This is a genomic window from Ruegeria sp. BG9 (assembly GCF_056538305.1).
The window spans coordinates 37,450-49,514 of sequence record NZ_JBQFSY010000007.1 but is presented as its reverse complement, the minus strand read 5'-3'; the positions used below and the strand labels follow the sequence as shown (position 1 = coordinate 49,514).

9 protein-coding genes are annotated in these 12,065 nt (G+C 60.1%); 8 read left to right on the top strand and 1 reads right to left on the bottom strand.

Features of this window, described 5'->3' with window-relative positions:
- Positions 1-52 precede the first annotated feature (52 nt).
- Entirely contained in the window at positions 53-811 is a 759-nt protein-coding gene (locus ACR0I8_RS13065; RefSeq protein WP_170689036.1) for an NAD(P)-binding domain-containing protein, read from the bottom strand.
- A 165-nt stretch (positions 812-976) separates the two neighbouring features.
- On the opposite strand from ACR0I8_RS13065, the gene ACR0I8_RS13060 reads away from it, so the two are divergent.
- The 8 genes from ACR0I8_RS13060 (at position 977) to ACR0I8_RS13025 (ending at position 11,934) form a co-directional block, all read left to right on the top strand.
- A complete protein-coding gene (locus tag ACR0I8_RS13060; RefSeq protein WP_170689035.1) occupies positions 977-1,879 on the top strand; it encodes a LysR family transcriptional regulator in 903 nt (300 codons plus the stop codon).
- A 99-nt stretch (positions 1,880-1,978) separates the two neighbouring features.
- On the top strand, positions 1,979-4,063 hold the full coding sequence (locus tag ACR0I8_RS13055) for a hydantoinase/oxoprolinase family protein (protein ID WP_170689034.1): 2,085 nt from the start codon (positions 1,979-1,981) through the stop codon (positions 4,061-4,063).
- Positions 4,063-5,772, top strand: coding sequence for a hydantoinase B/oxoprolinase family protein (locus ACR0I8_RS13050; RefSeq protein ID WP_170689033.1), 1,710 nt, complete (start codon positions 4,063-4,065; stop codon positions 5,770-5,772). Before ACR0I8_RS13055 ends, ACR0I8_RS13050 begins: the two co-directional genes overlap by 1 nt.
- The gene (locus ACR0I8_RS13045; protein WP_170689032.1) at positions 5,769-6,980 is read left to right on the top strand and encodes an NAD(P)/FAD-dependent oxidoreductase; all 1,212 of its coding nucleotides are present in this window, start codon (positions 5,769-5,771) and stop codon (positions 6,978-6,980) included. Before ACR0I8_RS13050 ends, ACR0I8_RS13045 begins: the two co-directional genes overlap by 4 nt.
- Positions 6,980-7,753 carry an HpcH/HpaI aldolase family protein gene (locus tag ACR0I8_RS13040; RefSeq protein ID WP_170689031.1) on the top strand — a complete coding sequence of 258 codons (774 nt, stop codon included), beginning with the start codon at positions 6,980-6,982 and terminating at the stop codon, positions 7,751-7,753. The genes ACR0I8_RS13045 and ACR0I8_RS13040 overlap by 1 nt, the downstream gene beginning before the upstream one ends.
- Positions 7,750-8,964 carry a pyridoxal phosphate-dependent aminotransferase gene (locus ACR0I8_RS13035; protein ID WP_170689030.1) on the top strand — a complete coding sequence of 405 codons (1,215 nt, stop codon included), beginning with the start codon at positions 7,750-7,752 and terminating at the stop codon, positions 8,962-8,964. Before ACR0I8_RS13040 ends, ACR0I8_RS13035 begins: the two co-directional genes overlap by 4 nt.
- Entirely contained in the window at positions 8,961-9,800 is an 840-nt protein-coding gene (locus tag ACR0I8_RS13030; protein WP_170689029.1) for an NAD-dependent epimerase/dehydratase family protein, read from the top strand. The genes ACR0I8_RS13035 and ACR0I8_RS13030 overlap by 4 nt, the downstream gene beginning before the upstream one ends.
- A gap of 91 nt (positions 9,801-9,891) precedes the next feature.
- On the top strand, positions 9,892-11,934 hold the full coding sequence (locus ACR0I8_RS13025) for an NADH:flavin oxidoreductase (protein WP_170689028.1): 2,043 nt from the start codon (positions 9,892-9,894) through the stop codon (positions 11,932-11,934).
- Positions 11,935-12,065 lie beyond the last annotated feature (131 nt).

The following is a 12,065-nucleotide window of genomic DNA, read 5'->3' as shown; positions in this document are numbered from 1 at the left end:
TCATCCCCCATCAGCGACATGATGTCGTCGCGCGCACTTACAGTCAGGACAATCAGCCCTCGGACAGGCGGGCCGACAGAACCTCGATCCCTTGGACCAGATCGTCATAGGTGTTGCGATCGGCCATGTACTCTCGCAACTGCTGGTTCAGCCCGCCCGGCGTGTTTAGGGATTCGACCAGATCGGCCATCGCGTTCTCGGTCTCCATCGGCGCGGCCATGATCGACCCTCCGATCAACAGACGCAGGAATTTCTCGGCTTCATGGGCGCTGCCGGTTTTGCGGCCCAGCCAGTCAATCCCGACAGCCAGCGATTTCGCTACAACCGATAGCAGGGCCTGAGCGGCCAGAAACTCGTTGAAATCACTCTCCGACTTCATGGTGATAACGGTGTTCGAAGCACCATAGAGCGCCTCAACAGTTGGTGACGCGGGAAAGACCAGAACCGGAGACCCGCCCGAGGCAATGGACGGGAACGGGATCATCAGCGTCTCGAACGAGGCCGGTGCAACGAGGGCCTGAATCTGTTGCGGCGAGATACCGACCATGAACGAGACAACCCGCTGGCCTTCGCGAAACCGCAGCGCGGACAGCATCGCCTCGGCCTGTTCGGCGGTGGATCCGACAAAGACCACGTCACTGGCATCCAATACACCCTGATTGTTAGCCACGGTCACATTGTCGAAGCGAGCCGACAGCTCGGATGAGTTGGCCCGGCTTCTTTCGCTGACAACAATGTCATGCCCATCGCTGACCAAACCTTCGGCGCAGGCCCGCGCAATGGTTCCAAACCCAAGATAGCCAAGCCTCATGTTTGCCTCCTGTTTTCCGGCAAGTGGTCGAGTCGCCCCGTTGATCGCTCTATTCGCCACCGCACGCAAACCAATTCTCCACCGACCAGACATCATACGGACGGAACGGACGGGTTCTTGCCCTGAACGATTGACGATCAGTTTCCCTGATGCTCAAAAGCTTGAATGATAAAGAACCAAATCACCCTCAAACAGCTCGAAGCCTTTACCTTCGTGGTCGATATGGGAACCTTCCGCGCCGCGGCCAACGCGCTTGCCACGACGCAGCCCAATATCTCTTCACGTATCGCCACGCTGGAAGATGCGTTGGGCACAAAGCTATTGTATCGCGATGCAGGCTCCGTACGTCTGACAGCGAAAGGAGAGTCGCTGTTGGAGAAAACCAGAACGGTTCTCCGCGCAACCGAAGCCTTGCTGGAAGAGGCCGACCGACAAGATCTGATTCAGGAGCGGTTGCGTCTTGGCGTCACCGAATTGGTCGCCTGCACATGGCTGCAAGATTTTCTGCGGTGCCTAAAACAGCACTATCCCAATCTGAGCGTCGAGCTTGTGGTAGACCTGTCCAGCACGATTGATGAAAAGCTGCTGGAGGGGCAGCTTGATCTTGCGGTGCAGAACGGGCCATTCAAAACGGAACTGGACGGGACAAGGGAACTGACCGGCGAAGACTATGTGTGGGTGGCCAATACGACACTCGCCTCAGGCTTACCCGAAGGGCGCAACGTAGACCGGTTTTTCGCATTCTCCGTTCTGACCCATGCTCGCCACACCCTTGCAGGGCACAGCCTGCACGCGATGGCGCAGGACCGCGGGCTGGACGCGCAAAAAATCGTGCATTCAAACGCTTTGTCCGCTTGCGTTCCGATGGTATCGGAAGGCCTTGGGATCGCGTTGCTGCCGCGCCCTCTGGTCCAACGCGAGATCGACACGGGCGCCCTGTTGGAACTTCAATCCGACTGGACAGCCGAGCCGCTGCGGTTTTTCGCCCGCTACGATCCAACGCGGGCCGCTCGTTTCGTGGAACACGCGGCGGAAATCGCTGCTCAGCTCAGGCCACACGCACGATAAAAAAATTCGATCAGGAGTAGAAATTTAAGCAATTTGATTTTTCGTCCCGAGCTGGGTTTTAGTCGCGTTTGACAGGTACTCTTTCAAGCGGGCACGGGCATGGCTTCACACTCTATCCGACTGGGCGTTGATATCGGCGGCACCTTTACCGATGTCGTTCTGGAAAAGGATGGACAGACATTTTCAACAAAAGTGCTGACAACCTATGCCGCGCCGGAAGACGCGATCATCGACGGGATGCAGCAGGTCTGTGCCAAGGCCGGGGTCACCCCGGGCCAGATTGACCAGATCATCCACGGCACCACGCTGGCGACCAACGCGCTGATCGAACGCCGTGGGGCGAAAACGGCGCTGATTACGACGGAAGGGTTCCGCGACGTGATCGAAATGCGCACCGAAAGCCGGTTCGAGCAGTATGATCTGAACCTCAAACTGCCTGACCCGCTGCTGCCACGCCACATGCGCTTTACCGTTCCCGGCCGCGTCGATGCCCGTGGCGAAGTTCTGGTTGATCTGACCCGCGCCGATGTCGAAGCCGTTGTGGATCGGATTGCGCAAGCCGGGTTTGAATCGGTGGCGGTGGGGTTAATCCACTCCTACCTCAACCCAACGCATGAGCATTTGGTGCGCGAGGTTTTGGCCGAGAAACTGCCGGACGTTTCGGTCTCAATCTCGTCCGAGGTTTCGCCTCAGATGCGTGAGTATGAGCGGTTCAACACGGTCGTCGCAAATGCCTATATCAAGCCGTTGATGGCCTCATACCTAGGCCGGCTCGAGGATCAATTGCGCACGCAAGGCGTTAAATGCCGGATCTTCCTGATGCATTCGGGTGGCGGCATCATCTCAATCCAGAATGCGGCCGATTTCCCGGTGCGGCTGGTCGAAAGCGGCCCTGCAGGTGGCGCGGTTTTCGCGGCCCATATCGCTGCGCGCTACGGGTTGGACAAAGTGCTGAGCTTTGACATGGGCGGCACCACGGCCAAGATCTGCCTGATCAAAAACCAGACGCCCAAAACCAGCCGCGTGTTTGAGGTCGCGCGGACCTATCGGTTCAAGAAAGGCTCGGGCATGCCGATTTCGATCCCGGTGATCGACATGGTAGAGATCGGCGCGGGCGGCGGCAGCCTGGCTCATGTGGACGGGATGCGCCAGATCCGCGTGGGTCCGGAAAGCGCCGGATCCGAGCCAGGCCCAGCCTGCTACGGGCGCGGTGGCACGCGCCCCGGTGTGACGGACGCTGATCTGGTTCTCGGTAAGCTGGACCCGAACAACTTCGCCGGTGGCTCGATCGTTTTGCACCCTGACAACTCCAAATCTGCGCTGGCCAACCACATTGGCAGTACGCTGGACATGGACCCGATTGAGGCCGCCTTTGGCGTGGCCGAGGTGGTGGACGAAAACATGGCCAACGCCGCACGCGTTCACGCCGTCGAGAATGGCGAAGACCTGAGCGAGTACACTATGATCGCCTTTGGGGGCGCGGCCCCTCTGCACGCCGGGCGTCTTTGTGAAAAGCTTGGGGTCGAACGCCTGCTGGTTCCGCCGGGGGCCGGGGTCGGCTCGGCCATCGGTTTCCTGCGCGCGCCTTTCAGCTTCGAGGCCAATCGCTCGGTCTATATGAAGCTCAGCGATTTCGACGCGGGACGGATCAGACAGCTTTTGTCCGACCTGAGGGACGAAACAACGGGTTTCGTGCGGACATGCGATGCGGTCAGCCCGATCCGGACCGATTTCAAAGCCTATATGCGCTATTCCGGTCAGGGCTGGGAAATCCCGATCGAACTGACCGAAGAACAGGCGATGAACCCCGACGCCGCCATCTATCAGACCCGGTTCGAGGAAGGCTATACCAAGCTTTTTGGCCGCCCGGTCGCGGGCATGGATATCGAAATCACCGTCTGGTCCGTCAACGCCAGCACCCCACCCGAAGATGTCGCGCCGATTGCCGTCTCGGACGCAACCGGCCTGGCCATATCCGAAGGCGCACGACAGGTCTTTGACGCTGCATCCGGCCGTTACCTGGACGCCGATACCATCGACCGCGCTAGCATGCAGACCGGGCAGCGCGCGCAGGGACCTGCAATCGTGACCGAGGATGAAACGACCATCGTCATCCCCGCCAGCCGGGACGCGATCCGCCAGCCCGATGGCTGTATCGACGTTGTGACAAAAGGAGCCGCGTGATGAGCAAAGAGCAGTCCAAAGTCACCTATCAGGTCATGTGGAACCGTCTGATCTCGGTTGTCGAGGAACAGGCGCAGGCGTTGGTTCGGACGGCGTTCTCAACCTCGGTCCGCGAGGCCGGGGATCTGTCGGCGGGGGTCTACGACACACATGGGAACATGCTGGCACAAGCCGTGACCGGTACGCCGGGTCATGTGAACGCGATGGCAGATGCGGTCGCGCATTTCATTCGCCGAATTGGCCGACAGAACATGCATGACGGCGACGTCTACATCACCAATGACCCGTGGGAGGGCACAGGCCACCTACATGACATCACCATGGTCACCCCGTCCTTTCACAAGGGCGCGCTGGTCGGCTTCTTCGCCTGTACCGCGCATATCGTGGATATCGGCGGGCGCGGCTTTGGGGCCGATGCGCAAAGCGTCTATGAGGAAGGGCTGTATATCCCTATCATGAAATTCGCTGACCGCGGCAATGTGGATGAAACGCTGGTGCGCCTCATTCGCGGCAATGTGCGCGAGCCGGATCAGCTGATCGGAGACATCTATGCTCTGACCACCTGCAACGAAATCGGCCATCGCCGCCTGATCGACATGATGGAGGAGTTCGACCTCGAAACCCTCGATGGGATCGCCGCATTCATCCTCGACAATTCCCGCCGAGCGACACTGGAGCGTATCGCCGCCCTGCCTCAGAAAACCGCTGAGGGTGAAATGACGATGGACGGTTTTGATACTCCGATCACGTTAAAGGTCAGGATTAGCGTCGAAGGCGAAAGGATCGTGACCGATTTCTCCGGAACCTCGGGGGTGGACAAGAAAGGGATCAACTGCCCGCTGGTCTATACCAAAGCCTATGCCTGTTACGCGCTCAAGGTCGCAATTGCGCCCGAGATCCCCAATAACGCGGCATCATTGGCACCGTTTGAAGTCACCGCGCCCGCGAACACCATTGTGAATGCGCTTCATCCGGCTCCGGTCGCACTGCGCCATATCGTGGGCCATTTCGTGCCCGATGCGGTCTATGACGCGTTCGACAAGATCGTTCCCGGCCTTGTCCCCGCCGAAGGCGCGGGATGTTTGTGCAACTTTCAGGTCAGTCTTCGCCCCCGCACCGATGCTCCGGCCCCTGAAGGGGCCCGCCGATCCGAGGTGCTGACCTTCAACTCGGGTGGGTCGGGCGCAAGGCCGGAACACGACGGGATGAACGCCACCGCCTTCCCCTCGGGCGTCATGACCATGCCGATTGAGGCCACCGAACACGCCGGTCCGGTCATCATCTGGCGCAAGGAACTGCGGCCCGACAGCGGCGGTGCTGGGAAAACGCGCGGCGGGCTGGGACAGTATATGGAGGTCGGCGCGCAAGAGGGGTACGAGTTCGACATTCAGGCCATGTTCGACCGCAGCCAATACCCCGCGCGCGGTCGCCGTGGCGGGGGAAATGGCGCGCCCACCACCATTGCCCAGGACGACGGGTCCGACATGCGGGTCAAAGGTAAACAGTTTGTACCACACGGGCGCAAAGTCGTGATGGCGTTCCCCGGCGGTGCTGGCTACGGTGACCCGTCGGAACGGTCAAAACAGATGGTGAAGCGTGATCTGGCGCTCGGCTATATTTCAGACGAAACAGCATCACGCGACTATGGCTTGACGGCATCCGAGATCTCTCAGATCCATCGTGCCGTCGCAAAAGGAGAATACGAATGAGCAACCAAAGCCCGGCCCGGAAAAGCTATGATGTGGTGATCATAGGCGGTGCGATCATGGGGGCCTCGACCGCTTGGTTCCTGTCGGACAATGCCGATTTCAATGGCTCGGTTCTGGTGATCGAACGCGACATGACCTTTGCCTCATGTTCGACCGGGCATACGAATTCCTGTATCCGGCAGCAATTCTCGGCCGAGCTGAACGTGTGGATCAGCCAGTTTGCCGCCGACTTCGTGAAAAACCTACGCGGCTATATGGGTGGAGACGACCGAGTGCCCGAGCTTTCGATCCATTCCTTTGGCTACATGTATCTGGCCGACACCGAAGGCTTTGCCAACGTGCTGCGCGAGAACCAGAAGGTGCAGTTGGCGGCAGGGGCGGCAACGCAGCTGATGAACGCGGATGAGATCAAGGCCGCCTACCCATTCTACAATGTCGATGATATCCTTCTGGGCTCGATCAATCTGGTTGACGAAGGCTATTTCGACGGTGCGGCCCTCGACCACTGGTGGCGGCGACAAAGCCGCGAGCGTGGCGTCGAATGGGTCCAGAACGAAGTCGTCGAGATCACGCGAAACGCCGCAGGCACCAAGGTCGAAAGCGTCACGCTCGCTTCGGGCGAAGTCATTGCGTGCGGACAGTTGGTCAATGCGTCCGGCCCTCGGGCGGCCAGAACAGCGCAGATGGCTGGGATTGACGTGCCGGTCGAACCGCGCAAACGCTATTCCTGGATTTTCAAGGCCGAACGGCCGCTAGACCGCGACTTGCCGCTGACCATTGACCCTTCGGGCGTTCATGTACGCGAGGTCGGAGGTGGCACCTATCAATGCGGCGGGCATACCGACATCGACCCGGCGGTGGATTTCGATGATTTCAACATGGATCACGCCTTCTGGGAAAACCACGTCTGGCCCGTCCTCGCCACCCGTATCCCGCAATTCGAAGCGATCAAGCTGCAAAGCGAATGGGCCGGGCATTATGCGATGAACACCTTCGATCACAACGCAATCATGGGCCCGCATACCGAGCTGTCGAACTTCATCTTCCTAAACGGGTTCTCGGGCCACGGTCTGCAGCAGTCTCCTGCGATGGGGCGTGGCACGGCCGAGTGGCTGACCTATGGCGAATACCGCGCGCTCGACATGACGCCCTTCAACTACGAACGTATCCCGGCCGGACAACCAATCATCGAAAAGGCAGTGATCTGATGGAGCTAATACCCAACCGCTTCACCCATGCGATCGCAAATGGCGACAAACAAGTTGGTGTGTGGGTCAGCCTGTGCAGTAACAATGCAGCCGAAGTCATAGCCACTGCAGGCTACGACTGGGCGCTGATCGACATGGAGCACAGCGCGAACGACTATCACAGCGTGTTGTCTCAGCTGCAAGCCTTCGAGGCGTATCAGACCACAGCACTTGTTCGCGTCGAGTGGAATGATGCGGTTGTGGTCAAGCGTCTGCTTGACCTCGGCGCGCCGGGGCTTCTGTTTCCGATGATCCAATCGGTGGAAGAAGCCGAACGCGCGGTCGCGGCCACGCGCTACCCCCCGCGCGGGGTTCGTGGGATGGCAGGCGCAAGCCGCGCAACGGGTTTTGGGCGGATCAAGGACTATGTGACGCGCTGCGAAGACGAGCTGACAGTTCTGCTACAAGTGGAATCCCGCGCCGCCTTGGATCAAGCCGAGGCCATCGGCACTGTCGATGGTGTCAGCGGCATCTTCTTCGGCCCGGCGGATATTGCCGCCGATCTGGGTCATGTTGGCAATACTATGCATCCCGAGGTCTGGTCTGAGATCAGAAAAGCCGCGCAGAAACTGATCGCGCGCGGAGTGCCCGTCGGCACCCTGGTCACAGAACCAGCCTTTGCGGCCGAGCTTTTAAACGAAGGGTTCACCTTCGTTGCGAATGCCATTGATACCGGCCTTCTGGCGCGTGCAGCGGATACGGCTCTGGCCCAGACGAAAGATCTCCTGAAATGAGCTTTGCCGCCTCGCGCCTTGCACCCGTGAAACCCTCGGCCTCGGCCTGGGTCAGCCAGGCCGCGAAGGAGGCTCGTGCGCGGGGTGAGGATGTCATTGATCTGGGCCTCGGAGAGCCCGACTTCGACACACCCGACCACATCAAGGAAGCCGCGCATCAGGCGGCTCTTGCGGGTGAGACGAAATACCCGCCCACCAACGGCACCCTGACCATGCGGAAGGCCGTTGTCGACAAGCTGCAGCGTGAAAATGATCTGACCTATGCACCCGATGAAATCATCGTGTCGAACGGGGCCAAGCAGGTGCTGTTCAACGCTTTCATGGCCACGCTCGAGCCGGGCGACGAAGTTCTCCTCTGCGCGCCTTACTTTGGGCAGTACAAGGACATCGTGCTGATCCTTGGCGGTACGCCTGTGACCATCGAATGCCCGGCTGAGGACGGATTTCGCCTGACCCCTGACAGGCTGGCGGCCGCGATCACACCCAAGACACGCTGGCTGTTGCTGAACCAACCCTCGAACCCCTCGGGCGCAGTCTATTCGGACGCTGAGATTGCAGCCCTCGGCGCGGTTCTGGAACAACACGACCGCATCCTGATCCTGTCCGATGAGATCTACGAACACATCCTGTTCGACAAGCGCGTCTTCCGGTCTTTCGCAGCCCTGTGTCCGACGCTGAAAGATCGGACGCTGACAGTGAACGGGGTCTCCAAGGCCTATGCGATGACCGGGTGGCGCATCGGCTATGGCGCAGGCCCGAAAGACCTGATCGCTGCAATGACCAAGGTGCAAAGTCAGATTTCATCGGGCGCTTGCTCTATCGCGCAGGCCGCAGCGGCGGCTGCTTTGAACGGACCGCAGGATGAAGTGCACCGCTTCTGTGCCGCGTTCGAGGCCCGTCGAGACCTTGTAGTCACGCGTATCCGCGACATTCCCGGCCTGACGCTCGACCCGCCGGGCGGAGCGTTCTACTCTCTGATCGGCTGTGAGGGCCTGATCGGGGCCACGACGCCCGACGGTGCAACCCTGACCTCAGACGCAGATGTAACCACCTATCTTCTCAGCGCAGCCGGTGTGGCGGCTGTTCCCGGCAGCGCCTATGAGCTGTCGCCCTTTTTCCGCATTTCGACTGCTGCGTCCGAAGACGTTCTGAACACGGCCCTGAACCGCATCGCCGATGCCGTTGCCAATCTGAAAGGAGTTCGCCCATGAAGAAACTAGTCCTCACCGGCGCAGCGGGGCGGCTTGGATCATATTTGCGCGGGCCGCTGTCGAAACTATGCGACGAGCTGGTTTCCTCGGACATTGCCGACAGCGTGCCCAACCTCGCGCCGAACGAACGCTACGTGAAGGCCGATCTTGCCGATCTTGAGGCCATGGTAGCGCTGCTGGAAGGCGCGGATATGGTGGTTCATTTCGGCGCCATCGCGGATGAGGCCCCGATGGATGTGCTTTGGGGCCCAAACTTCTACGGCGCCTATATCGTGTGGGAGGCCGCCCATCGCAATAATCTGAGGCGCGTAGTCTACGCCTCGTCAATCCATGCGGTTGGCATGCACAAAAAGACCGATTTCATCGGCATCGACGTTCCACACAGACCAGACACGTTCTATGGGCTTGCCAAATGCTTCGCCGAAGACCTCGCCTCGCTTTACTGGGACAAGCGCGGGCTCGAGGCCGTCTGCTTGCGCATCCTGTCCTGCGCGCAGGTCACGAACAGTCGCGCGATTGGAACGTGGCTCAGCTATGATGATCTGGTCCATATGGTGGAACAGGCGATCAAGACCCCGGTCACCGGATTCAGCATCGTCTATGGCGTGTCCGACAATGACCGCGCGCCCGTCGACAACTCCAAGGCTCGGCATCTGGGTTTCCGGCCCAAGGACAATGCCGAGCAATTCGCCGATGAGATCTTTGCCAAGGACGGCCCGCTTGACCCCCTTGATCCCGCCAACATCCATCACGGTGGCCCATTTGCAGCCGTTGATCTGGGCAGCAGCGGTATGGCGGCTCTGAACCTCAACGCAGACGATACGGCGAAGGAGTAGCCTTCAGCCCCTTCTTCGCATCCACAACCTGTTCAGGATCATACCGGGCCTTTTTCTCTGCATACGCCAGCTTTTCCGTGGGAGCATCGCAATGAGCAACGATCCACTTCTGCAGCCATACCAGTTAAAGCACCTCACCTTACGCAATCGGATCATGACCACCAGTCATGAACCCGCCTATCCCGAAGACGGTATGCCCAAGGATCGCTACCGCGCCTATCATGCGGAACGCGCCAAGGCCGGTGTTGCGCTGGCGATGACGGCCGGATCGGCCTGTGTGTCCAAAGACAGCCCTCCGGCGTTCAACAACGTTTTGGCTTATCGTGACGAGGTGGTGCCTTGGATCAAAAACCTCACGGACGAGCTGCACGATCACGGCTGCGCAGTGATGATCCAGCTGACCCATCTGGGCCGCCGTACCGGTTGGAGCAAAGGGGATTGGCTGCCCTCGGTCGCACCGACGCATCATCACGAAACCGCGCATCGCTACAATCCCAAACTCATGGAGGATTGGGACATCGCGCGGGTCATTCAGGACTATGCCGATGCGGCCGAACGCATGAAGGCAGGCGGCATGGATGGACTGGAAATCGAGTGCTACGGTCACCTGCCCGACCAGTTCTGGTCCCCGCTGACGAACGAACTTGAGGGGCCGTATGGCCCACAAACGCTGGAAAGCCGCACCCGTTTCGCACGTGAGGTTCTGGCCCGCATGCGCGACAAGGTGGGTGAAGACTTCCTTCTGGGTGTTCGCTTCTCGATGGACGAAACCACCCCCGGCGGCGTGAGTGAGGAAGAAGGGTTCCGCATCGCGCGTCTTCTCAGGGATGAGGGGCTGGTCGATTTCCTCAACGTGACGCGCGGGCGGATCGACAGTGATGCCGCGCTGTCAAAGGTGATCCCGTTGCAGGGGTCGCCCGCTGCGCCGCATCTGGCTTTCGCGGGCCGGATGCGGGCCGAGATCGGCCTGCCCACCTTCCACGCCGCCCGCATACCGGATGTTGCCACCGCCCGCCATGCCGTGGCCGAGGGGCGTCTGGACATGGTCGGCATGACGCGCGCCCATATGGCCGACCCGCATCTGGTGCAAAAGATCGTCGAGGGGCGCGAGGATGATATCCGGCCCTGCGTCGGGGCCACATACTGCCTCGATCGTATTTACGAAGGCGGCGAGGCGCTGTGTATCCACAACGCCGCAACCGGGCGCGAGCTGACGATGCCGCATCTGATCCCCGTGGCTAAGACCCCGCGCAAGGTTGTGGTCATCGGCACCGGCCCCGGCGGGCTCGAGGCCGCGCGGGTTGCTTCCGCCCGTGGTCATGACGTGACGGTGTTCGAGGCCGCCTCGGACCCCGGTGGGCAGATACGTCTGACCGCACAGTCCCAAAGGCGGCGCGAGATGATTGGGATCATCGACTGGCGTATGGCCCAATGCGCCGCACGGGATGTGCGTTTTCATTTCAACACCTGGGCCGAGGCCGAGGACGTCACCGCCCTGAACCCGGACCTGGTCATCGTGGCCACTGGCGGGCTGCCTCAGATGCGGCTGTATGAACGGATGGAGGATCTGCCACATGTCATCACCTCGTGGGACATTCTGTCGGGTGACGTAAAAGCCTGTGGCGATGTGTTGATCTTTGATGAGGCTGGCGATCACGCCGGGCTGCAAGCCGCCGAGATTGCCGCAGACACAGCGCAGGTCGAAATCATGACCCCTGACCGCAGCTTTGCCCCCGATGTGATGGGGCTGAACCTCACGCCGTATCTGACCAACCTGCTAGACAAGGACGTGACTCTGACCGTGGCGCGCCGCCTCAAGGGCGTCCGACGGGACGGGAACCGACTGATCGCCGAGATCGGATCAGACTACAGCGCAAAATTGCAAGACAGGCCCTATGATCAGATCATTCTGAACTATGGCACATTGCCGAATGCCGACCTGTATTTCGACCTCAAGCCCCTGTCTTCAAATCTGGGACAGGTCGATCATGACGCGTTGATCAACGGCCAGCCGCAAAACCTTGTTGCGAACCCAGCGGGCCGTTTCCAGCTGTTCCGTATCGGAGACGCCGTCGCCGCGCGTAACACGCACGCGGCGATTTACGATGCCCTTCGTCTGTTGAAAGACCTTTGACAGGGGGCTTTCTGGACCAATGACGTAAACAGTTGATCTTCGAGCATGCTTCTTTCACAGCACGCTCGGATCGAATTCCATTTCTCGGTGAGCGATGACGTCTTCCAGTCCCTCAAGGATTGGCACCTTAA